19 protein-coding genes and 1 riboswitch are annotated in these 24,370 nt (G+C 53.6%); of the genes, 8 read left to right on the forward strand and 11 right to left on the reverse strand.

Features of this window, described 5'->3' with window-relative positions; translation table 11 throughout:
• Nucleotides 1-13: 13 nt before the first annotated feature.
• From VRZ32_RS04315 to VRZ32_RS04325, 3 genes are all read left to right on the forward strand, one after another.
• Nucleotides 14-379, forward strand: coding sequence for a sodium:proton antiporter (locus VRZ32_RS04315; RefSeq protein WP_414524465.1), 366 nt, complete (start codon nt 14-16; stop codon nt 377-379).
• Nucleotides 376-3,489 carry a complex I subunit 5 family protein gene (locus VRZ32_RS04320; protein ID WP_414524466.1) on the forward strand — a complete coding sequence of 1,038 codons (3,114 nt, stop codon included), beginning with the start codon at nt 376-378 and terminating at the stop codon, nt 3,487-3,489. Before VRZ32_RS04315 ends, VRZ32_RS04320 begins: the two co-directional genes overlap by 4 nt.
• A gap of 480 nt (nt 3,490-3,969) precedes the next feature.
• Complete coding sequence (locus VRZ32_RS04325) at nt 3,970-4,902, forward strand: hypothetical protein (RefSeq protein WP_414524467.1); 933 nt, start codon at nt 3,970-3,972, stop codon at nt 4,900-4,902.
• Nucleotides 4,903-5,049: 147 nt separating this feature from the next.
• Here the strand turns inward: VRZ32_RS04325 and VRZ32_RS04330 are convergent, their stop codons facing one another.
• From VRZ32_RS04330 to VRZ32_RS04350, 5 genes are all read right to left on the reverse strand, one after another.
• The gene (locus VRZ32_RS04330) at nt 5,050-5,763 is read right to left on the reverse strand and encodes an ABC transporter ATP-binding protein (RefSeq protein ID WP_414524468.1); all 714 of its coding nucleotides are present in this window, start codon (nt 5,761-5,763) and stop codon (nt 5,050-5,052) included.
• Nucleotides 5,763-6,542, reverse strand: a complete 780-nt coding sequence (locus tag VRZ32_RS04335; protein WP_414524469.1) for an ABC transporter ATP-binding protein — start codon at nt 6,540-6,542, stop codon at nt 5,763-5,765. Before VRZ32_RS04335 ends, VRZ32_RS04330 begins: the two co-directional genes overlap by 1 nt.
• 1 nt (nt 6,543) lies before the next feature.
• Complete coding sequence (locus VRZ32_RS04340) at nt 6,544-7,413, reverse strand: branched-chain amino acid ABC transporter permease (RefSeq protein ID WP_414524470.1); 870 nt, start codon at nt 7,411-7,413, stop codon at nt 6,544-6,546.
• Between the two features lie 2 nt (nt 7,414-7,415).
• Complete coding sequence (locus VRZ32_RS04345; RefSeq protein WP_414524471.1) at nt 7,416-8,297, reverse strand: branched-chain amino acid ABC transporter permease; 882 nt, start codon at nt 8,295-8,297, stop codon at nt 7,416-7,418.
• Nucleotides 8,298-8,420: 123 nt separating this feature from the next.
• A complete protein-coding gene (locus VRZ32_RS04350) occupies nt 8,421-9,581 on the reverse strand; it encodes an ABC transporter substrate-binding protein (protein ID WP_414524472.1) in 1,161 nt (386 codons plus the stop codon).
• 333 nt (nt 9,582-9,914) lie between these two features.
• A riboswitch (glycine riboswitch) is annotated at nt 9,915-10,003 on the forward strand.
• Nucleotides 10,004-10,174: 171 nt separating this feature from the next.
• Here VRZ32_RS04350 and VRZ32_RS04355 point away from each other — a divergent pair.
• Entirely contained in the window at nt 10,175-11,446 is a 1,272-nt protein-coding gene (locus tag VRZ32_RS04355; RefSeq protein ID WP_414524473.1) for a D-amino acid dehydrogenase, read from the forward strand.
• A 25-nt stretch (nt 11,447-11,471) separates the two neighbouring features.
• Nucleotides 11,472-11,897, forward strand: coding sequence for a GlcG/HbpS family heme-binding protein (locus VRZ32_RS04360; protein WP_414524474.1), 426 nt, complete (start codon nt 11,472-11,474; stop codon nt 11,895-11,897).
• Nucleotides 11,898-11,986: 89 nt separating this feature from the next.
• Here the strand turns inward: VRZ32_RS04360 and VRZ32_RS04365 are convergent, their stop codons facing one another.
• The 3 genes from VRZ32_RS04365 to VRZ32_RS04375 all read right to left on the reverse strand — a co-directional run bounded on the left by VRZ32_RS04365 (nt 11,987) and on the right by VRZ32_RS04375 (nt 15,623).
• Nucleotides 11,987-13,144, reverse strand: coding sequence for a CaiB/BaiF CoA transferase family protein (locus VRZ32_RS04365; protein WP_414524475.1), 1,158 nt, complete (start codon nt 13,142-13,144; stop codon nt 11,987-11,989).
• A gap of 221 nt (nt 13,145-13,365) precedes the next feature.
• Complete coding sequence (locus VRZ32_RS04370; RefSeq protein ID WP_414524476.1) at nt 13,366-14,553, reverse strand: acyl-CoA dehydrogenase; 1,188 nt, start codon at nt 14,551-14,553, stop codon at nt 13,366-13,368.
• A 347-nt stretch (nt 14,554-14,900) separates the two neighbouring features.
• Nucleotides 14,901-15,623 (reverse strand): protein phosphatase CheZ, encoded by a 723-nt coding sequence (locus VRZ32_RS04375; RefSeq protein WP_414524477.1) that lies wholly within the window; start codon nt 15,621-15,623, stop codon nt 14,901-14,903.
• 191 nt (nt 15,624-15,814) lie between these two features.
• Here VRZ32_RS04375 and VRZ32_RS04380 point away from each other — a divergent pair, with 191 nt between their 5' ends.
• Entirely contained in the window at nt 15,815-16,195 is a 381-nt protein-coding gene (locus VRZ32_RS04380; protein ID WP_414524478.1) for a response regulator, read from the forward strand.
• 41 nt (nt 16,196-16,236) lie between these two features.
• Here VRZ32_RS04380 and VRZ32_RS04385 read toward each other — a convergent pair whose 3' ends face one another.
• From VRZ32_RS04385 to VRZ32_RS04395, 3 genes are read right to left on the reverse strand one after another with little or no spacing between them, the layout of a single operon-like run.
• Complete coding sequence (locus VRZ32_RS04385; protein WP_414524479.1) at nt 16,237-17,802, reverse strand: protein adenylyltransferase SelO; 1,566 nt, start codon at nt 17,800-17,802, stop codon at nt 16,237-16,239.
• Between the two features lie 33 nt (nt 17,803-17,835).
• The gene (locus VRZ32_RS04390) at nt 17,836-20,904 is read right to left on the reverse strand and encodes an efflux RND transporter permease subunit (RefSeq protein ID WP_414524480.1); all 3,069 of its coding nucleotides are present in this window, start codon (nt 20,902-20,904) and stop codon (nt 17,836-17,838) included.
• Between the two features lie 12 nt (nt 20,905-20,916).
• Nucleotides 20,917-22,077, reverse strand: a complete 1,161-nt coding sequence (locus tag VRZ32_RS04395; RefSeq protein WP_414524481.1) for an efflux RND transporter periplasmic adaptor subunit — start codon at nt 22,075-22,077, stop codon at nt 20,917-20,919.
• Nucleotides 22,078-22,341: 264 nt separating this feature from the next.
• Here VRZ32_RS04395 and VRZ32_RS04400 point away from each other — a divergent pair, with 264 nt between their 5' ends.
• Both VRZ32_RS04400 and VRZ32_RS04405 read left to right on the forward strand, forming a co-directional pair.
• Complete coding sequence (locus tag VRZ32_RS04400) at nt 22,342-23,349, forward strand: adenosine kinase (RefSeq protein WP_414524482.1); 1,008 nt, start codon at nt 22,342-22,344, stop codon at nt 23,347-23,349.
• A 93-nt stretch (nt 23,350-23,442) separates the two neighbouring features.
• Nucleotides 23,443-24,213, forward strand: coding sequence for a DsbA family protein (locus tag VRZ32_RS04405; protein WP_414524483.1), 771 nt, complete (start codon nt 23,443-23,445; stop codon nt 24,211-24,213).
• Nucleotides 24,214-24,370 lie beyond the last annotated feature (157 nt).

A 24,370-nucleotide genomic window follows, 5' to 3' on the forward strand; every position in this document is an offset into this window, starting at 1 on the left:
GCAGGAGAGCCAGATGCTTCCGATATCCCATCTCGAGCTGGCGATAGGCTTTGGCCTGGTGCTGATTGGTATGTGGGGGCTGCTGTCGCATCGGAATATCCTGCGCATGATCATCAGCTTTGGGCTGGTTGATACCGGCGTTCACATCGTGCTCGTCGCCACCGGCTACATTACGGGCGCCACGGCACCCATTCTCGATGAAGCGATGCAACAAGGTTCAGCGCCTTTGCGAATGGTTGATCCCATTCCATCTGCCTTGGTTGTCACAGCCATTGTCATCGGCTTTTCCGTAACCGCCGTTATGCTCGCCTATGCCATCCGCCTTTATAAAGCGAAGGGCACGCTTGCGATTGATGCCTTCACGGAGTCAAAGTGGTGAGCGCTCTTCTCCACCCATTGAACATTTATATTCTGGGGCTCGGCGGCGGGTTTCTCATTCCCTTGCTTTATCAGCTCGCGAAGTCATGGCTGCCCGCCGTGTTCTTCTCGACACTTTGCGGGATTACCCTGATTACCGGCATTCACTTCGTTGCCGCAGCAGGGGGCGCGCCGGCTATCGATGTATTTACAGCCGGCATCGCGCCACCTGTATCAATTAATCTGCGTCTTGGATTGGCAGAGGGCTTTTTCACCTTCTCCATCAACAGCGTATGCCTCCTTGGGGCCGCACATCTATGGCCGCGGCTGCGAGAGCATTATGGCGCGCTGCTGCTTTATCTGATCGGTGTCATGGGCCTTAACGGCATGGTGATGACGCGTGATCTGTTCAATCTGTTCGTGTTTCTGGAGATCGTCTCCATCGCCACCTATGGCCTGCTCGGCCTTGTGGGTACAGCATCATCGCTTGCAGCGGCATTCAAATACATCATCGCAACTGTCATCGCCTCAACGTTTTTCCTGTTGGCAACGGCACTGCTATATTTTGTCACCGGCACACTCAATATCGATGAGCTTATTCAGCACCCTGAGGCATTCACAGGCCTGATTGCCCTAACCGCATTGCTGCTACTGCTTGCAGCGTTGATGGTTGAGCTCAAACCCTTCCCCGCCAATGGTTGGGGCCTGGATGTTTACGAAACAGCACCGGGTGGCATTGCAGCATTTGTGTCGGTTGGCGTGTCGGCAGGCGTGTTTTTCTCACTGTATAAGCTGCTGCCGCTATTTGCTCCGTGGCTTGATCTGATTGCCTTTTCAGGCGGACTGACATTCGTCGCATCCAACTTGATCGGCCTGCGGCAAATACGCGTACAGCGCATGCTGGGCTATTCATCGGTCGGACAAATGGGGTTGGCTACGCTGGCTCTCGCGTTGCTGGCGAAAGCAGGCGCAGAGGAGATTATCCCGCTTGTTGTCGGCGGTATTTATCTGAACCACCTTTTGGCAAAGGCTGGCCTCTTCTGGCTTGCCGATCTGATGAAAATCCAATCTATCACCAAGTGGTCTCCCATAGCCCGCAACCGCCTGCTTCTGGTTGCCTTTGCGGCATTGGTCATAGCAATTTCAGGATTACCGCCTTTCCCTGGCTTCTGGGCAAAATGGGCGCTGATAATGCAATTATCCGCGACTGGCTATTACTGGACAATTGCAGCCATTCTCATAGGATCACTGCTAGAGGCAGCCTATATGTTCCGCTGGCTAGGGCGCTCCCTTCACGCCCAAACCAATGACCAATTCCCACCAATCAACAAGCGCGCGCTGCTGCCTGTAATCGCTGCCGCACTGCTGTTGTTGGCCAGCGGTGGCGTTGCGGCATATCTCTCAGCGCCGCAATCATTGTGGCTCTTTATGCCCTTGTTCGTCGGCGGGGTGCTTGCACTGATAGAAGCACAATGGCGCAACTCCCTCCCCGGCAGCGCCAAGGCCATGATGGCATTAGCATCAGTGATCGTTTTTGGACCATGGCTGCTGCCTGCGAATTTTGGCATCGGCTATCTATTCGGGGTGATATTCATCGTTGGTGGATTTGTGGTCGGCCTCGGCGCGCTTTATCGTTCCGATCGGCGTAATGGTTATTACCCGCTCCTCGCCACAATGCTTTTGGCGCTGCCATCGCTCACACGAGCAACGACCAGCCTTGAATTCTTCGTATGCTGGGAAATCATCACGCTCAGCTCATATTTCCTGATAGCAAATGGACGTCACGCCGGATCGCAAATTTTGCGCTACCTGCTGTTTTCGCTAGGCTCGGCTTTCTTCATCCTTGCGGGCTTCGGCCAGCTGCACACCCTAGGCGCCAGCGGCGATCTTATTGCAGCTTTGCGCACTCTTGGTCCCCAGGCAGATGTTGCCTTTGTGCTGCTGGCCATCGGCTGCCTGATAAAAGCAGGAGCACTGGGCGTGCACGTCTGGATACCCGGCACCTATGCACTTGCCGATGACGATCTGACCGCCCTGCTCTCAGCGGTCATCAGCAAGGTCGCAATCTTCGGCCTGCTGACGGGCACCTACCTCGCCATTCGGTCAGAGCTAGGGCTGGAACTCGCGCATGGCATGGCATGGATCGGCTTTACGACTACCCTTGTCTGCGGCATTCTTGCGTTGTTTCAGCAGGACGTCAAACGTCTCCTGGCCTATTCCAGCATCAGCCAACTTGGCTACATTATTGCAGCGATTGCCCTCATGAGCCATATCGGCTGGGTGACAGCGCTTTACCTCGTTGCCAATCACCTGCTGGTTAAAGGCGTGCTGTTCCTGGCGATTGCGGGGGTGATACTGCGAGCACAGGCAAACACCTTCAACAGTCTTGGTGGCCTCATCGAAAACATGCCATGGACATGCACCTGCATGGTCATTGCGCTTGTGGCAATGTCTGGCCTGCCGCCGCTGGCCGGGTTTGGTTCAAAGTGGCTCTTGATCGGCACGATGCTCGATAACGGTTGGTACGGACTGGGCACCGTCGGCTTTCTGGCGACTTTCGTGGGCTTTCTATACATGATCCGGCTAGCCCATAGTGTGTTCTGGGGCAAGCGTCACGCTGAACACATCAATGTCCGCGAGGCGCCCGCGACATTATTGGTGCCGCAATTCCTGCTGATTACAGGAATTGCCGTGCTGGCCTTTTACCCCAAAATCCTCATGGAACCGCTCTCACGCGCCATAGATCCCACCTTCGCCGCAACACTGGTGTGGGAAGGACAATCGCTTGAGGATATCTACAACACCCTGAATCCATTCCCCGTGATGAGCGCGGCTATCATCATTTCCCTTACGCTCTTTGGACTGCTTGTGCTCTTTAATATTTACCGTCGTAAAATAGATAAGCTTCAAGGCGATTCGAGTTTTGAGGGCATGATATCTTCATTTAGGCACCTCTTTGAGTACCTGCCTACGCTGGATGCCAGCGCTTTCTGGGCCAAGGTTGCTGTCGCGAATCTGCAGCTCTCCGGCTTCGTTCGCCAACTTTACACGGGCAACGGCCAAACATATGCCGCCCACGTTCTCGCCTTCATCATAGCGATTTACCTTATTGGCAGGGCACAGTTGATGTGATGAGATAATCCACACCTGCAACGCTCAAATTGCCCCCAAACAGGGCACAAAAAAACGGAATTTGCTTCCCATTTGCCAACATTTTGCCAAAAACTACGGGCAATAATAAATTCGAACTTGGCTGCTGCATGAATCTATGAATGAAATTAGTAAGACGCTCAGGTAATAATATTGTGAGATACTTACCTCACAATACATGATTAAAGTAGATATTGTTATTCATAAAGACATCTATTTTATTCTCTGAAATGCACATGAAATTCATTAGCAAGCAAAGCAGTATATTTATAGAGAAGCAAGCTAAGACTACTTTTTCGGAATCCTATTTTATAGCACTTGATAAATGCTTCATGGCGTAAAATATGGCAGCTAAAAAAGCGAAATCACACATGCAATGCTCATAACATGAGCTGATGCGTTTCTTGCGTCCTTCGAAGCATTACTTGCAAGTAGCTTCGTAAATTTATGGCGGGATTTACTATGTCTTATGGTGCTCATAACCAATTAATAACACCACTTTCTTTTGCTTCAGTTACCCCCCCCCTGCAAAACGACCATGAAACTTCATTGCAGAACATTTCTGTATTTGCTAATTTGTCTAGTAGGCTTCATGCAAAATTTTCGCCTATTTTAGAAGCTTCAAACAGCGAGATTGGTTTTGAAACTCGCGAGATATCGCATTCCACAAGCAGCGCTGCTGATAAAAATAGCTGCTCTCCCCAAAAGTTAATTGAACGCATTTGCTACAACATTGAAGCTTGCCGTAATTTTTTAGATGGGCTTCGCGCAACACTCATGGGTAGGAATACCCCCCCTTCTTTTGATGAAGGATTTAAATGTTTTGCTGCAGAAGCATGCATCGACGCGTTCGAGCATAAGATAAATTCTACCCCCCCCACCTATACCAGCGTGGACATGACTTCATTTGATGACAATGATGAACTTACGAAGATTAAAGCGGAGCTTCAAATGGAGCTTGAACAGGTGCATCAACTTAGTGAAAAAACGCTGGAACACGTTAGAGGCGCTGCAGCCCCCAAAGCTACGACAACCATCAACGTAAACGTTCCTGGCGGCGGATCATCAGGTGGCTCTACAACTGCGCCCATCGATGAGGCCCTGTCGAAGGGTGCAAAATGGCTGGCCAATCTGGTGAAGGATAGCCCAATCGGCCAAATGTTTATAAAAGTCATAGCTGGAGTTGCGTTAACTGCCATGTGGGCGGCAAGCGTTGGCTTGATTGCTGCTGCACCATTTACAGCAGGAATCACGGCAATCTTCGGTACTGCGGCACTTGCTGTATCGGCAACTGTTACGAAAAGCTTCTTTGGCTCTTTATGGAGCGAACTGAAGTACGCTAAGCCAACGCCAACGCTTTCCGTTGATATTAATGGTCTGGGTCAAGCAAATTAATTCGGCTACGCAATAGAGCAGTTTGCATTCAAGTTATTCATCAACTTGAATGCAAACGCAGGTAAGATATAAAGCTAGGGCGCCACACTAAGTCCATTAGACAATCTGGCGCTCTATTTTCTCACTTGATCAATTTTATCTTACAATTCATACACCTAGATAAGCTTCCAGCACACGCGGGTGATCGAGTAGCGCTTCACCTGTGCCTTCAAGCACGATCTCGCCTGTTTCAATTACATAGGCCCGGTGGGCCACTTTGAGCGCCTGGCGTACGTTTTGCTCTACCAGAAAAATCGTCAATCCTTCCTGATTGATCGCTTTGATAATCAGGAAAATTTCCTGCACGATCAAGGGCGCTAGTCCCATTGAGGGCTCATCAAGCAGCAAAACGCGCGGGCGCGCCATCAAAGCGCGCGCAATAGCGAGCATCTGTTGCTCACCGCCAGAAAGATTACCTGCAAGCCCATCCAGACGTTCACGCAGACGTGGGAAAAGCGCCAGAACGTATTCATAATCGGCAGCGATAGCCTGCGCATCATTGCGATGATAAGCACCGAGTTCCAGATTTTCCCGCACTGTAAGCGTCGTCAAGGTAGCCCGCCCCTCCGCCACCTGCGAGATACCGCGATCCACAATTTTATGCGCAGGCATGCGGGTAATATCATTTCCGGCAAATACAACGCGGCCGGCAGCTTTTGCGACAAGCCCGGAGAGCGCCAGCAAAGTCGTTGATTTCCCTGCCCCATTGGCACCCACAAGTGTGGTGATCTGCCCCTCATGCAGCGCAAAATCAATGCCTTTAACCGCCTCAACGTGGCCAAAATTGACCTTAAGCCCTGAGACCTCCAAAAGAGCACTCATCACACCGCCTCCAGCGTATCGGCATCATCATCGCGGCCAAGATAAGCCTCAATCACTTCGGGGTTAGCACGCACGGCTTCGGGCCGATCGCAGGTAATAATGCGGCCAAAATTCAGCACCGCGACTTGCTCACATAGCCCCATCACAAAGCGCATATCGTGCTCGATCAAAAAGACCGTGTAGCCCCGCTCGTTGATTTTGCGGATAGCATCCATCAACTCTGTCTTCTCGGCAGGGTTCATGCCGGCAACTGGCTCATCGAGAAGCAGCAGGCGCGGCTCGGTGGCCAGCGCTCGCGCAATTTCCAGACGGCGTTGCTCACCGTAGGAGAGCGTATCGGCAATTTCATGCGCCTTGCCCTCAAGCCCAACCCAACTCAATAGTTCCAACGCCCGCGACCGCGCTGCTGCTTCTTGCGCACGATAGGTAGGCAATGAAAACAACGCCTGGACAAAGTTGTAGTTGACGTGCCCATGTCTACCAACCAGCACATTTTCCAGCAGCGTCATTTCCTTAAAGGTGCGGATATTCTGGAATGTGCGCGCAATACCCAGGCGGGTGATCTTGTGTGGGGGCAGGCCTGCAAGATCAGCGCCATCAAATGTGATCTTGCCAGATGTTACCGGAATAAGCCCGGTGATCAGATTAAACACCGTCGTCTTGCCGGCACCATTGGGACCAATCAAACCAAAGATTGCTCCCTGTGGCACCGTGAGACTCACATCATCGAGCACTTTCAAGCCGCCAAAACGCTTGGAGATGGCATCAAGCTTCAACATCTCAGGCCCTCCCCTTGCCAAACCAGCGGCGGAAACGTGTTGGATCCCAAAGGCCATTAGGTAAAAACAACACCACCAAAACCAGAATGAGCCCATTGATAATAAGCCGGAAATCCGCCAATCCCCGCAACAATTCCGGCAGCAACGTGAGGAAGAATGCACCAATCACAGGGCCAATCAGCGACGTAACACCGCCCAGAATCGCCATCGTGAGGATCTCAACACCGCGATCAAAACCATATTCCTGCGGACCGATGAAGAATGTGAGATGCGCATTAAGCGCCCCGGCAAGCCCGGCAATGGCCGCGCCCAGCACAAACGCCACAAGCTTGTTTGCGCGCAGATCAATGCCCATCAATCCGGCTGCGGTTTCATCTACCTTGATAGCTTCGAATGCACGGCCGGTTTTGGAAATATGCAGCCGCGCCAACACGAACAACACAACAGCAAGCGCTAGCGCAACATGCCACCATTGGGTGTATTGCGGAATGCCATTCAGCCCCAAAGCGCCACCCGTGATATCGTCCGTGTTCAGGATGACAACCCGCACAACCTCACCAAAGCCAAGCGTCGCCATGGCCAGATACACACCGCCAAGCCGCAGCACCGGCACGCCGATTACAAGCGCAACCAGCGAAGGCGCCGCCATGCTGATCAGGAGAGAGCCAGCAAAGGGCATGTCATAATTCATGGTTGCAAGTGCACCCGCATACGCACCAATACCCATGAAAGCCGCATTAGCCAAAGCCAGCAAGCCGCACGCCAGGGTGAGCCATATCGATAATGCCAACAGGGCATTAATGCCGAGCATCAGAATCAGGTTGGAATAAACAGCCCAAAACTCTTCGAACCACAGCAGAAAAGCATCCATGATCATGCCTTCCGCTCATTCGCCTTGCCGAAAAGCCCGGTAGGCCGCACAAGCAGGATTAGGAACAGCAGACCAAACGCCACAGCATCCCGCATGGTTGAGCCAATGTAAGCCACCGCAAACACCTCAGCAAAACCAAGGAAAAGTCCGCCGATCATAGCGCCACGAATATCCCCCATGCCGCCCAGAATGATCACGGCAATGCCTTTATGCAGCATCGGCTGGCCCATCAAGGGGTACACAGCATTGGAATAAAGGCTGATCATCACCCCCGCCGCGCCACCCAGTGCCGCTGCCAAAAACGACGTTTTCCGAAACAGCCCTTCGACATTAATGCCCAGCAATGCCGCTGACTTGGGAGATTCCGCAACCGCCCGTAAAGCCTTGCCAATTTGCGTTCGGCGCAGCACAAGCAGCAATGTCACCATGATGATCAGGGTAAGCGCGACAATACCCATCTCAACCACAGTCATGTGCAACTCACCCAGCTGAATGGCACCTTCAGGCACAACGTCAGTTGGAAAGCGCAGATTGTCAGCCCCGAAAATGCCCTGCACGGCGCTGTTCAACGCAATGGCGACACCGATGGTGGCAATCATGGGAATAAGATGCGGCGCATTGCGTTTTCTGAGTGGAGAGAGCACCAGAATATCAATCAGCAGCCCGAAAAGGCCACTGACCATAAACGCCACAATCAGCGCTGCCCATATTGGTAATTCAGCCAGCACAACAGCCTGTAGCGCCGCATAAGCGCCAACCATAAACACCGCACCGTGCGAAAGATTGATAACGCCAAGCACACCGAAAATCAGCGTGAACCCTAGCGCAAACAACGCATAAACACTGCCAAGCGACAGCGCATTGATCAATTGTTGGGCGAGCATCGTGAAACTGGCTCCCACAGCGGGCGCAGGCTCGCTGGCACATCACAAACACAAAGCTTAGCGGGATGAATTTAAAGCGCCCCACAGAATTGCGCGGGGCGCTGCCTTAATGCATTTACGGGCTTACTTCACGATTTCATAAGCGCCGTTTTTGGTGACCGAGACGATAGGGGTCTGATCAGCATCGTATCCAGCGGGCTTGCCAGCTTTGTCCACTGCCTGCCGGAACTTGAACGGCCCAGTCGCGCCAACCCATGAAACGTCCGGCAGAGCATCACGCAGAGCTGCACGCTCTTTGGCGACATCGCCTGTGATTTCAACCTTCTTCAGCGCCTGTGCCACGATATGGAGCGCATCAAAAGCCTGCGCTGCAAACTGATCGGGCGCCATGCCATATTTCTTCGTATAGGCTTCAATGAACTGCTTGTTCTCAGGCGTATCATTGCTCAGCGACCATGGGCTGCCAACCCAGAGGTTATCAGATGCACCCTTGGCAAGGTCAAAAATCTTTATCGAGTTGACACCATTCCCGCCAACGAATGGCAGCTCAATGCCAAGCTGGCGTGCCTGCACCATGATCGGCGCACCTTCAGCCAGCAGTGCCGAGAGCACAATCGCATCAGGATTACTCGCCTTGATCTTGGTGAGCTGCGCCTTGAAATCCACATCGCCCTTGGCAAAGGTTTCCGTCGTTGTCACGGGAATATTATGATCTTTCAAAGCCTTGGCAAAATTATCGTAGCCCGATTTCGTGAATACGTCATCATTGCCATAAAGCACTGCGACCTTTTTCACCCCAGCCTTATTGACCACGGTTTCCAAGGTTACGGGCAGTACATCCGCCTCAGTAACCGAATTGCGGAAGATGAAGTTGCCAACCGATGTTATGCCATCTGCGGTGTTGGAAGTGCCAAATACCGGCGTTTTGGCTGCCTGCGCAATTGGATTGGCTGCTGAGGCTGAATTGGAGAGCGTAGGACCAAAAATCAGCAGGACCTTATCCTGGAAAATCAATTTCTTATAGACGTTAATCGCTTCTTCTTTCTTGCCCTGCTCATCCTCAACAATGAGTTTGATGGTATTGCCATTAACGCCACCTGCAGCGTTGATCTCTTCGGCAGCCAGTTCAAAACCATTGCGAATTGCAGCGCCATACTGCGCCGCCAGGCCACTAAGCGCTGACGCAACACCAAGCTTGATTTCAGCAGCCTGCGCTGTCACTGCGCTGGCCGCAACCCCAACTGAAACACCAAGCGCAACGACTACCGATTTCAGCAATTGCATCGCTCTCTCCTTGGGAAAATATGATGATGGGATCTGCCCCTTGTCCGGGCAACACACTGCCTCAATTTCAAGCATCACTATCAGGGTGATGTTATGCGAGATTTCATCTTCGACAACCTTGTCGAACAGGTTTGACATTTGGTCAAGAGGTTTGCGCTATATGAGTGATGCACGTGCCCCCATTGATGCAGGTATGGAGTATTGCATGAAAACGCTGCAATTGCAGCGTTTTTGCCTAAATCCTCATCATACGATCATGTTCCATAAGCTGTGCGCGGAAATGGCGCTAATGATTGCGCGGGGGCGATGCTTCTGCTAGGTTTGGCGTGTCTTAATGACGGATTGGGAGAGATCGGACAAACCCGACGCCGATGGAGCAACCGCCCCGGAAACTCTCAGGCATCCAGGACCATTTCGTCAGGACAATCTGGAGAGAGGCGCCTCAGTTATACCGAAGCGCCCACCGAAGGGGATGGCGTAAATCGTGCCAATGTACGATTGCGGCTCAAGCTCTCAGGTAGAAGTACAGATGGGGCGCATGAACGACCGGCATGCCGGTTGCTTTGCCTCGCTTGTACAGGAAACTTGATCCCATGCCCCATATCGCCATCATCGGCGCCGGCATCACTGGTGTGACTGCCGCTTATTCTCTCGCCCTGCGTGGTTATGATGTCACCGTTCTCGATCGTGGTCGCTATCCGGCCATGGATACCTCTTTTGCCAATGGTGGCCAGCTTTCGGCCTGCAACGCAGAAGTGTGGAACAGCATCTCCACCGTCTTCAAGGGCATCAAGTGGATGCTCCGCAAAGATGCGCCGCTGCTGGTCAACCCCATGCCCAGCTGGCACAAATATTCCTGGATGGCAGAGTTCATCGGCAACATCCCGCATTACCGCGTCAATACCATCGAGACAACCCGCCTTGCGATTGCTGCACGCGCACATTTGTTCTCGATTGCAGAAAATGAAAACATCGAATTCGATCTCGAAAAGCGCGGCATTCTACACATTTTCCGCGACAAGAAGGCCTTTGACGCCAGCGCACGTGTGAACAAGCTCCTCAAAGAGGGCGGGCTGGAACGTAACGCCGTAACGCCTGAAGAGATGCGCACAATTGAGCCGACTCTCACCGGCACCTATGTCGGCGGCTTTTTTACGCCCTCCGACTCAACTGGCGATATTCATAAATTCACGCGCGGCCTGGCCGAAGCCTGCCAGAAGCGTGGCGTGCGCTTCATTCAGGATGCAGTCGTCACCACCATAGAGCGTGACGGCGAGAAGGAAACTGACGGCTTTACCATCAAGTACACGCCCGCCTTGCCCGAAAGCGGCCTTGCGCAGCATGCCAATACTGTCGAGCAAGACGTGCGGGCCGATGCTGTGGTGATTTGCGCTGCCTCCGCCAGCCGCGCTTTTGCCGCCTCGCTTGGTGATCGGTTGAACATCTATCCGGTGAAGGGTTATTCGATCACCGTCAACCTCAACGATACCCCATCGCAGCAGCAGACACCGACCGTCAGCTTGCTGGATGAAGCCGCCAAGATCGTCACCAGCCGTTTAGGCGCTGATCGTTTCCGCGTGGCAGGTACGGCAGAATACAATGGCTTCAACCGCGATATCCGCGCTGATCGTATTCAGCCACTTGTAGACTGGGTGCGGCGCGAATTTCCGGGTGTCACGACAGAACACGTCGTGCCATGGACGGGTCTGCGTCCCATGATGCCAGACATGATGCCGCGCGTGCGCAGAGGCCGCTTGAAAGGCGTATTTTACAACACCGGCCATGGCCATCTGGGCTGGACACTTTCTGCCGCGACTGCAGAATTGATTGCCGAACAAGTGCGCGCTGATTATCCGGTGGCATAATTCAAATCACAAAGAGGAAACTCCCATGTTGACCATTCGCAGGATCGATCAAGCCGACGCTCGTTTGCTGATTGAAGGCGCACGCGCCAAAGCAACCGCTATTGGTGTGCCGATGTGCATTGCTGTAACCGATGAGTCTGGCAATCTTGTCGCGTTTGAGCGCATGGATGGCGGCAAGATCACCAGCATTACAATTGCAATCGACAAAGCTTTCACTGCTGCCGCTGCCAAAAAGGCCACGCACGAATATGGCGCAGCAAGCCAGCCCGGCAGCCCGGCCTATGGCATCAACTCCGCTGTTAGCGGCCGATTGATGGTTGTAGGTGGCGGTCTGCCCGTGTTGGTTGATGGCGAAGTTGTTGCAGGCATCGGCATCAGCTCCGGCACGCCGGGGCAGGATCAGGAATGCGCCCAGGCCGGAATCGATTTCTTTCTCAGCAAAAGAAGCTGAGTAAAAGCCAAACGTTTTTAGCTATCGATTAAAGAGCCTCCAAGGTCGTCATCTCGCAGCCTTGGAGGCTTTTTCTTTCCTATGGAGAATTATCGCGCCTGCTCAGCCACATTGAGCTCGGCCAGAATTTCCTGGGTGTGCTCGCCAAGGCGCGGTGAGCGGCGGTCCAGCTTGAGGCTGGCATTAGAAAAAGCAATGGGCGTGCGCACACCGGGCACGCCATCTGGAGAGATCTGCATACCACGTGCAATAATCTGCGGATCAGCAAAAACATCGGCAAGCGTATTGATAGGGCCAGCCGGAACACCTGCACGCTCCAGAGCTCCAAGCAGATCATCCCTCTGCCAAAGTGCGATTTTCTCTGAGAGAAGCTCCGTCAGCGCCACGCGGTTGGCTACCCGCGTTGCATTGGTGATGAAACGAGGATCACGCGCGAGTGCCGCAACACCCAGCGCCTGCGCCAGCCGACCAAATTGCCCGTCATTTCCCACCGCAACGATGATAAAGCCATCCGCAACTGAAAACGCCTGATACGGCGCGATGTTGGGATGTGCATTGCCCAAGCGATGCGGCACAATGCCAGAGGCCAGATAGTTCATGGCCTGATTGGCCAACACCCCGGTGATGCTGTCGAACAGCGCCATATCGACATGCTGCCCAACGCCCGTGCGTTCTCGCTGCCATAGCGCCGCCTGAATGGCGACAACACCGTAGACCCCGGTAAAAATATCGACGAAGGCAACGCCCATTTTCTGGGGTGCGCCATCTGGTTCGCCGGTGAGGTCCATGATTGCGCCCATGCCCTGCATCATGAAATCATAACCCGGACGCGCGGCATAAGGGCCATTCTGGCCAAAGCCCGTCACTGAGCAATAAACCAGACGCGGATTGAGCTTATGCAGGCTTTCATAATCAAGGCCATATTTGACCAGCCCTCCGACCTTGAAATTCTCGATCAGAACGTCTGCATCCTGCACTAAGCGACGCACCAGCGCCTGCCCTTCCTCGGTGGAGAAATCCGCCGTAATTGAGCGTTTTCCACGGTTACAGGCATGAAAATAAGCCGCCGATGGCTCCCCATCCACCTCAATGAAGGGAGGCCCCCACGTACGGGTATCATCCCCACTGGGGCTTTCGACCTTGATAACATCAGCGCCAAGATCAGCCAGCGTTTGCCCAATCCATGGCCCGGCCAGAATGCGCGCAAGTTCAACAACTTTCAGGCCACTTAATGGATGTTCGGACATAGCACCAACAATTTCCAAATGCTGTAACTCAATGAGTAAAAGCATCCTAAGCGATACAATAACGCCCACACATCGAAAGGATGTGTTGAGCTTCACCTCAGCAAGCGCCGAAAATGGTGACTATCGAGAACCAAAGCACAGTGAACTTATGTCCATCAGCCTAAGGCACGCAGCGCGTTACCATTTGCAAGCCACGATGGCGCGGCAAAGATCGACGCATCCTAGAAAAACGCCTGCAGGCCCGTCTGTGCACGCCCCAGAATCAGCGCATGGACATCATGTGTGCCTTCATAAGTGTTCACGGTTTCCAGATTCTGCGCATGGCGCATCACGTGATATTCAATCTGGATACCATTGCCGCCGTGCATATCACGCGCCTGACGGGCAATATCGAGCGCCTTGCCGCAATTATTACGCTTCACGATGGAAATAACCTCAGGTGCAAACGAACCCTCATCCATCATCCGCCCAACACGCAGGCTGGCCTGCAATCCAAGTGCGATCTCGGTCTGCATATCGGCGAGCTTTTTCTGGAACAGCTGTGTGCCTGCCAGTGGTTTGTCGAACTGTTTGCGATCCAGTCCATATTGGCGCGCCCGGAACCAGCAGTCCTCAGCCGCCCCCATAGCACCCCAGGAGATGCCATAACGGGCGCGATTAAGGCAGCCAAATGGCCCCTTCAGACCAGAAACATTTGGCAAGAGCGCTTCTTCGCCTACAACAACATCGTCGAGAACAATTTCGCCAGTGATGGAGGCGCGCAGGCTCAGCTTGCCATCAATTTTTGGAGCAGACAGGCCCCTGGTGCCCTTATCCAGCACGAAACCGCGAATCTGATTATCGTGCGCGGCAGATTTTGCCCATACCACGAAAACATCCGCGATCGGCGCATTGGAAATCCACGTCTTTGAACCGTTGAGGCGATAGCCACCATCGACCTTTTCAGCACGCGTCTTCATGCCGCCAGGATCAGAACCCGCATCCGGCTCAGTGAGGCCAAAACAGCCAATCCACTCGCCAGATGCGAGCTTCGGCAGATACTTTTTGCGCTGTTCTTCAGAGCCGTAGGCGTAAATCGGATACATCACCAATGATGATTGCACGCTCATCATCGACCGATAGCCACTATCAACGCGCTCGATCTCACGCGCAATCAGGCCATAGGCAACGTAACTTGCGCCCGCCCCGCCGTATTCCTCAGGCACAGTTGGGCCAAGCAAGCCTGCCTCGCCCATCTCGCGAAAAATGGAGGGGTCAGTCGTTTCATGCAGGTAGGCATCCTGAATGCGCGGTGCGAGTCTATCAGCGGCGAAGGCAGTGGCGGCATTGCGGATGATTCGCTCGTCCTCTGTCAGCTGCTGATCGAGAAGAAATGGATCGCTCCATGTAAATGAACCATATTCTGCCATGGGGCCCCTCTCCAGACTGAATCCAACTGCTCCGCACGCCAGAATAGCGCCTATATTTATATGTTCGTGCAGCTTGAAATGACTCACAACCGTTTTCCAAACGGTTCATGCTCATCTATTGGTGATGATATCTTCATGATTGACAAGCACAATGCACGCCGAGGGCTTTATTTACCCGTAACTCACATCATTATGAGAGACAGCTGCATTGCAGTGCGAGATAATAAGCTTCGATTGCATCGAAACACGCACCCTAAAATTCATTACTTTCTTGCCGCACCAGTATGCGCAATTCAAATATTCTCTCTTAGTTATCAGGATGGGCCATAAGGCCCACCCATCGCACGTTATGCAAACAGCGAGTCAATATCATCTTGCGAGACGACATTTACATCCGTCTCAAGCGGGGGCCCATTGAGTAGCGCTGCATCGCCAACCCTCTCGGGCGGCGTGGCGATATCAATGTCAGGAATTGTAGAAAACCCTGCAGCCCCACCCCAGATTGTCATCATGCTTTCCACCCTATCCTCGATAAAGTGAAGCACCTGCACAACCTTGCTAATCCGCTGACCTGTCAGATCCTGGAAATTGCATGCCTCGAAAATCTTGATGGCTTGCTTATGAATATCGACAATCTGCGCTTGCTCATCGCCCTGCAAATTCGATATCAGCTTGCCCGCAGTTTCTTCGATGCTCTCTGCCGATGACAGAATCGTTTCCGTAGCAGCCTCGGTGCCGCTCACAACAGCATCCAGCTCATCAAGCGCACGACTTGACATATCGCCCTTCAATCCCTTGACCTGAAGGCTAAGGATTTCGCGCTTTGTATTCAAGATCGCTTGCTGGATTGAGCCAACTTCAGCCATCATTGCGGCATTAGCGCGTGGATCACTTGGTGGAGGGGTGCCCCCGCCTTGATGTACTAATTGCCGAATTTCAGCCAGCTCTCTAAATACTCTTGCGAACATCGCGGAATAATCCACGTGCTCATTCGTCGTACGCAACTCGCGTTCCTCACCGTCCTGTTCAATCCCAGTTTCGATTCGGAACGGCCGACGATCAACCGGCATCGGCTTTACTCCCACGTTGTGGAAAACTGTTATCTTGAATAAACGATTGCTTCCTGACGTGCAATATTTCCAAAATATGAAAAGCAAGCCTCGGGCAAGCCATGACTGGCATCAACTGTAATTAACATGCAACGCCCGTAACCTTCCATGTACTGTTTGAATGTACGATCTGTGCGTGTCTGGAGTGATTGATGGCCCTTGATCTTGCAATGCCAATTCTCGTTGTCGACGATTATAAGACAATGGTCAGAATTATTAAAAACCTCCTGAAGCAAGTTGGTTTTCAGGACGTTGACGATGCCGCTGATGGCAGCGAAGCCCTGACAAAGCTTAAAGAACGCAAGTATGGTCTTGTGATCTCGGATTGGAATATGGAGCCGATGACCGGCTATGAACTCTTGAAGCAGGTGCGCGAAAGCCCTGAGATGGAAACACTTCCATTCATCATGGTTACCGCAGAAGCCAAGAGTGAAAACGTCATCGCAGCTAAAAAGGCTGGCGTGAACAACTATATCGTCAAACCGTTCAACGCCCAAACGCTCAAAGACAAAATCGAGGCAGTATTTGCCTAAACCATAAGCTTCAGGAAGAGACATCAAACTCTTCCTGAAGTTTAGGTGCCACAGAAGGTCTGGGTTACCACTTGCTCAGGCCTTGGCGGTGCCATGAAGTATGCATTTGCTGATTGCGATACAAATGGATTAGCCAAAGCATCTACGAGGGCATCAAACGGGGCAAAATCCTCTTCGAGAGCTGCACTAATGGCCTCCTGGATAAGATGATTGCGCGGAATGATCGTGGGATTGATCGCACGCATCCTTTCCTGCCGCATATTATCACCGCCAGGCATCGGCCCTTCAGCCTGTGATAAACGCTGACGCCAGCGTGCAAGCCAGGATGTGACTGGCTCCTGCTCAGCAAACAGTCCCATGAAACGTGTCTCTGCTGCTTGCGCTTCCTCATCACCTACATTTATCGCCAGTTCACTCAACCAGCGGAATGTCAGTGTAAAATCAGCACCAGAATCATCGCGACCATGATTGGTCATGATTTTCAGCAGATCCTTCACCAGCGAGCGATCCGCTGCACCTGTTTCGCTTTCAATCCCTGCACTGGTCAAAACCTCGGCAAAGCCAAGCTTCGCACGCATAATACCCAGCCAAGCGGTTTCAAAAAGCACAGGGAAAGCGTCCAGCGCTTCCTGCGCGCTTTCCTGCGCATCGCGGCCATTCTCTGACAGCAACGGCAGAAGCGTTTGGCAGAACCGCGCCAGATTCCAATGCGTGATCGTTGGCTGATAACCCCATGCGTAACGACCCATTTCATCAATTGCACTGAAAACTGCGGCCGGGTTAAATCCATCCATAAATGCGCATGGGCCAAAATCGATCGTCTCACCAGCAATCGACATGTTATCCGTATTCATGACACCATGGATAAAACCAACTGACATCCACTGCGCCACCAATTTTGCCTGCGCAGCAATCACGTGATCAAGCATTGCGCGCACAGGGGCTGCCGCGTGAGCAGCATCGGGATATAAATGCCGGATCACGTAATCCACCAGCACCCGTACCGCCTCTGTATCACCATTCGCCGCGAAATACTGGAAAGTGCCAATGCGGACATGGCTGCGTGCAACACGCGTCAGGATTGCACCGGGTAAGGGCACCTCCCGCAACACTTCTTCGCCCGTAAGCACTGCCGCTAAAGCGCGGGTTGAGGGAATGCCAAGAGCTGCCATCGCTTCGCTGACGATATACTCACGCAGCACCGGGCCCAGTGCCGCCCGTCCATCCCCGCCACGAGAAAACGGCGTACGCCCTGCGCCCTTCAGTTGGATATCCCGGCGGATGCCATCGCGTCCGATGACTTCACCCAACAAAACAGCACGTCCATCGCCAAGCCTCGGCACCCACTGCCCAAATTGATGTCCTGCATAAACAGCAGCAATAGGCTCTGCCCCTTCAGGCACCGTATTGCCGGCGAATATAGCCGCAAGCCGTGCAGCCACTTCAGCTGACGGATGATCCGTAGTGATGGCAGGCTCAACCCCTAGCAGAGCCGCAAGCCTGGCATTAACCCGCACGAGACGGGGCGCACGCACCGGCACAGGATTCTGGTGTGCGAAAAAGCGCTCGGGCAGATGCGCGTAGGAGTTATCGAATTTAAAAGTCATGTTGGTTCTACGCTTCAAATCTCAAGCAGCGCCTTATTCGGCAGGTTTTGGCACTGGATGGGGCGCCTCTTCAGCATGCGCAAACCTGCGGCCAATAAGGCTATAGACCGTCGGCACCACAAACAACGTCAGCACAGTTCCCAAAGTCATGCCGCCGACAATGACCAGTCCGATCTGCTGTCGGCTTTCAGCGCCTGCGCCACTTGCAAGCATCAAGGGCAGCGCACCCAGAACCATCGCACCGGTGGTCATCAGGATGGGGCGCAAACGCAACGCCGATGCATCGACTACAGCCGTCAGGCGATCCTTCCCCGCTTCCTGCTGCTGGTTGGCAAACTCCACTATCAGAATACCGTGCTTTGTGATCAGCCCTACCAGTGTCACAAGGCCGATCTGCGAATACACGTTCAGCGTCCCCCCACCATAATAAAGCGCCGCCAATGCGCCTGTCATGGAAAGTGGTACGCTGAGCAGAATTATCAATGGATCGCGGAAACTTTCAAACTGGGCAGCCAGCACCAGATAGATAAAGCCCAGCGCCAACGCGAAAACCATGACCAGACTTTGGCTGGAAGCCACGAACTCACGGCTTTGCCCGCCATAATCCGTCTGGGCGCTTGCTGGCAGCACTTCCTCAGCGGTTTTATCGAGAAATGCAAGCGCATCGCCCAAAGAATAACCGGGTGCGAGATTGCTTGAGATGGTTGCAGAACGCAGCTGATTGAAACGGCGTAACTCTTTCGGGGCGACAGATTCTGTTACCTGCACGATGTTCGACAGCTGCACCATTTCTCCAGAGGGTGCACGCAGGAAAATCGTTGATAGCGTAGAGGGCGAAGCGCGATCTTCAGCTGCCATCTGCACATAAACATCATATTGCTCACCATCGACCTCAAACCGCGTGACCTGTCTTCCACCAAGCAAGGTTTCAAGCGTGCGGCCAACGACGGAGACATCAAGCCCCAGATCGGCAACCTTTGCCCGATCCAGTGCAACGCGGAATTCTGGTTTGTTCAGCTTCAGATCGGAATCCGGATTCACGAACCCCGGGTTTGCATTCACCCGTTCCATTACCGCATCAACATAATCTTGCAGCTGTTCATAGGTGCCTGAAGTCTGCACGACGAACTCGACAGGGCGCGTAGAACCCCGCTGACCAAGTGAGGCTGGATTATTGGCATAGGCCTCGATACCGGGAATGCGTTGCAGCTTCGTCCGCATATCGGCAGCCAGCTGCTGCTGTTTAACGCCGCGCTCGTCCCAATCCTTCAGCCGGCCGATAGCCATGAAATCCGTAATGTCTGGAAAACCCAGAATAACCAGCACTGAATTCATTTCAGGGATTGCGCGCAGATCGCGCTCGATAACGTTGACGTAGCGGCTCATATAGCTAAGCGTTGCGCCTTCGGGACCGCTGCCGCGGATCATAACGACACCGCGGTCCTCAACCGGTGCCAATTCCGAGCGCAACGCCGTAAAATAAAGGCCACTCACCCCGGCAACACCCACGGCCAGCAACACAATCAGCCAACGCATGTGCATGCTGGCATTTAAGAGTCTGCGATAACCCGATTCAAGCCCGTCAAGCGCACGCTCCAGCAGCAGAAACACCCGCCCGGGATTGGGGTTATGCTTCAAAATACGAGCGCACATCATCGGTGTCAGCGTCAGCGCTACAAACCCTGAAACGATCACAGCACCAGCCAATGTCAGCGCGAACTCAAGAAACAGCCGTCCCGTGCGTCCCTGTGCAAAAGCCACTGGCGCGTAAACGGCGGCCAATGTCAGCGTCATCGCGACAACCGCAAAGCCGATCTCGCGCACACCCTTGATTGCGGCCTCCAGAGGCTTCATCCCCTCCTCGACATGGCGGTGGATGTTCTCCAGCACCACAATCGCATCATCAACCACGAGCCCAATAGCAAGCACCATTGCCAGCAGCGTGAGCGTATTGATGCTGAAACCAAGCATCAGCATCAGTGCAAACGTGGTGATGAGTGAAATCGGGATCGTCACTATCGGGATCAGCGAGGCGCGCAATGAGCGCAAAAACACCAGAATCACCAGAACAACAAGCGCAATAGCCTCAAGAATCGTATGATAAACTGCTGTGATAGAGCGGTCGATGAACACTGCATTATCATTAGCAATCTGTGCATTGACACCAGCTGGCAGGGATTCGTTGATCTCCGGCATTACCTTTCGCAGCGCAGCCGATACATCGAGTGGATTTGCCACCGCCTGCTTGACGATGCCGACCATCACACTTGTCTGTCCGTTGAAACGTCCATCGCGCCGGGTATCGGCAGCGCCAAGCTCAATACGCGCGACATCCGCCAGCCGCACCTGATGGTTGCCAGAGAGCTTCACGACCACGTTCTCAAACTCAGCCGCACTGGTCAGCCCCGTGCGTGACAGCACCGTGAACTCACGATCATTACTTTCGATGCGTCCTGATGGCAGCTCGACATTTTGCGCGCGCAGAGCTGCTTCCACATCCTGAACCGTCAGCTGATAGGCTGCCAATCGCTCTCGATCGATCCAGATGCGCATGGCATAGCGGCGCTCGCCAAAAATGGTGACATCCGCCACACCAGTAAGATTTTTCAGGCGATTGACGACATACCGATCAATGTAGTCGGTCAATTCCAGTGCATTGAGCTTTTCACTCTGGAAGGCAATGAACACCACAGGTTGTGCATCGGCTTCAACCTTGGCAATGACAGGCTCATCAACCTCATCAGGCAGCCGCCCACGCACCCGGCTGACACGATCGCGCACATCATTTGCGGCAACATCCGGGTCCACACCCAACGTGAAACGCACCGTAATACGGCTCGATTCCGAACGGCTGGTGGACTCAAGCACATCTATATCGGCAATACCCGCAATAGACCCCTCAAGCACCTGCGTAATCTGGCTCTCAATGATTGTAGCTGATGCGCCCGGATAACGTGTCGTCACCGACACCACCGGCTCATCGATATTGGGATATTCACGCACCGTCAGCCTGTCATAAGACACAAGGCCAATCAGCATCAGAATGAGGCTCAAAACAGTAGCGAAGACTGGCCGACGGATACAGAGTTCAGAAAAACCCATCGGCGCCTCCCTTTAAATTTGGCCCGCTACAGCCGCCACCACCTCAACCGGCGCACCATCGCGCAGACGATGCTGACCAGCCGTCACGACAACAGCATCCCCCGCAAGCCCTTCCAGCACCTCTACTTCGCCCGCCTTGCGCGCGCCTAGCCGCACGACCGTTTCCTGCACCTTGCCATCGACCACGCGATAGACGAGCGCCTGTTCGCCCCGCGGTACGATGGCCTCTTCAGGCACAAACACGCCAGCCTGCGTGCCCACACTCTTGATAGCAATGCGCGCAAACAAACCGGGCCGCAAGGTGAGGTCAGGATTGGGCAACCGCGCACGAATATTGAGCGCACGCCCATTCACGTCCACCATCGGATCAATGGCATAAATCGTTCCGCTGAAGCTTTGGCCGGGCAGGGCATCAACCATCAGCTCCAACGTTTGACCAACGCGAATGCGAGCGAGATAGGATTCCGGCACTTTGAAATCGACCTTAAGCTGGTCGATCTTTTCCAGGTTCACGATGGCAACGCCAGGGTTGAGATAAGCGCCCACCGAAACGTTACGCACGCCGAGAACGCCTGAAAATGGCGCGCGAATCGAGAGCTTATTGAGACGTGCCTCAACAAGCGCCAGCGCGGCACGGGCGGTTGCAAGCGTTGTCGCTGCTTCATCATTGGCACGTTGAGTGGCGTTTCCGCTTTTTGCAAGCGCACTCGTGCGCTTTTGATTGGCTTCAGCCAGTTCAAATCGGGCGCGAACATCGTCCAGATCAGCTTGCGTGAGTGCAGAATCAAGCCGCACCAGCAAGTCGCCCATCTTCACATGTTCGCCCTCAGCAAAGCTGATCTCGGCGATGCGGCCGGCGATTTCCGATGAAATCTGCACGCTCTCGTCCGATTGCAAACTGCCCACCGTGAGAATATCAGCCACCGACTCTCCCACCCGCGCACGGACAGTCTCCACCGGAAAAGCCTTCACCGTTGATGTCACTGCAGGCGCTTTAGAAGCAGATGGCGCGTTTGCCTGCGTCTGCGTATTCACTGGCTCACTGGTTTTTGGGCGCAAGAAAGATGGGCCCCCGAAAAGGCTGCTGATACTCTCGCCCCTACGATCCAGCACAACCAACCAGGCACCGGCCATCACCAGGATCATAAAACCCACCGCCAGCAACCTACGCATATTTCATCCTCAAGCAGGGCACCATCTTGCCCGTCAATTTATATCGATTGCCAACATAAACAATGATTGTGCCCTGCAGTGATACACAGGCCAAATTAACATTCGGTCATGTTGGAACTGTTGTGGATCCTGCCATAGTTGTTCAATCAAGGATACGACAACATGATATTTTACGGTGGCTTGCACAGTCAGAGGTTGACTTCCACCCCCATTCGGCAATACCCGAATCCAACGCCGCATGCGGCCCGGAGATCAGGACAGGACATGACAGCCCAATTTGATGTGCTCGGAATCGGCAATGCAATCGTCGATGTGATCGCCCGTGCGGAAGATGATTTTCTCGTCGCGCAGAACCTTGTCAAAGGTTCAATGCAGCTGATTGATGAAGACCGCGCACAAGCGCTGTTTGCTGCCATGGGGCCAATGACGCACACTTCTGGCGGCAGCGCAGCCAACACCATTGCCGGCCTTGCATCGCTTGGCGCCAAGCCTGCCTTCATCGGCAAGGTCAAGAACGATGATGCAGGCAAGCGCTTCGCGCATGATATTCGTTCGCAATCAATCGTGTTCCCCACGCAACCTGCTGAGGAAGGCCCCGCCACAGCGATGTGCCTGATCGCGGTAACGCCTGATGGCGAGCGCACGATGAACACATACCTGGGCGCCAGCCAGCATTTGACCTCGGCGGATATCGACCGCGCCACGGTGGAAGCTTCCTCAATCGTCTACCTTGAGGGCTATCTTTGGGATCCTCCGGCGGCCAAGGAAGCATTTGTGAAGGCATCACGCATTGCCCACGGCGCTGGTCGACAGGTGGCTTTGACGCTATCAGATTCGTTCTGCGTAGGCCGCTTCCGTGAGGAGTTTCTAGGCCTGCTGAGAACGCAGACTGTCGATATCGTCTTCGCAAACGAAGCTGAATTGAAAAGCCTTTACGAAACATCAGATTTCGACGCTGCCGTCACCGCCTTGCGCGAAGAGGGTGTATTAGGTGTCATCACCCGCTCCGAAAAGGGTGCACAGGTGATCACGCGCGAAGAGACGATTGCCATCCCGGCCTATCCGGTTGATGAAGTGGTTGACTGCACAGGCGCTGGCGATCTGTTTGCATCGGGTTTCCTTTTCGGACTGGCGAAGGATCTGGACTTGCGTGCGGCAGCGCATCATGGTGCGTTGGCGGCATCCCATATCATCCAGCACATCGGTGCGCGTCCGCAGAAGAACCTGCGCCAGCATGCAATCGATAACGGACTTGCGGTGGAAGCGGAGTAAGGCATCTGCCGCTCACCACTTTGTGTCATTGACCGACAAGGATCAGTGCGCACATATCGTTTGCTTACATCATCGTTTTTCAGGGTTCAGTTTATGCGCACTCTTTTTCCGCTCCGCTCCACCTTCCTCGCTGTTGTGGGCCTTGCTCTGGTGGCGGGCACGCCTGTCGTTGCAGCAGAGGTTACTGCTGAGCAGCGCTCGCAGATTGAGAGCGTGGTGCACGACTACCTGCTCAACAATCCGCAAGTGTTGAAGGAAGCGCTGGCCAAGCTGGAAAAGCATCAGGAAGATGAGCAACGCGCAATTGTCGCCAAGGCGGTGCGCTCAATCACTGAAAACGTCAACCCGGGCGATGGTATCGTCGTTGGCAACCCTAATGCCGACGTCACACTGGTTGAATTCTTCGACTACAATTGCGGCTATTGCAAAAAGGCGCTTGGCGATATCGAAGCGCTGGTAAAGGCTGATCCACGTATTCGTGTTGTGGTCCGTGATTTTCCTATCCTGCGCCCCGAATCAGCACAGGCGGCACTGGTCAGCATCGCCGTGGGGCAGCAACTATCGGGCGAAAAATATTTCCGCTTCCATTCCGATCTGCTGCTCTCAAAAGGCGTCGTCGGTAAGGAGCGAGCTCTGGAAGTCGCCAAAGCTGCAGGCGTTGATATGGATCGGCTGCAAAAGGACATGGAATCCGACGCCGTCAAGCAAGTGCTGACCCGCACCATGCAGGCTGGCGAGCAGTTGTCACTGACCGGCACGCCGAGTTTTGCAATGGGTGACAGTGTCATTCCGGGCGCTATCGGTATTGACACGTTGCAGACGGTAATTGCGTCAGTTCGCAAGTGCGGCAAGGTTGATTGCTAAGAATTTGCGTTATTTCTGATCAAAAATAGGGTTTTCCTCGATAAAGCGAAGCTGCGTCACTTTCCATGAGACGCACATCGAGCTATGAAGGCAAATTCGCGCGCATGGGCGTAGCGTTGGCATACGTGTATGCTTTTGCCTTCGTGTCCGCCTTGTT

It is taken from the genome of Pseudochelatococcus sp. G4_1912, from assembly GCF_047501465.1.
GTDB lineage: Bacteria > Pseudomonadota > Alphaproteobacteria > Rhizobiales > Beijerinckiaceae > Pseudochelatococcus.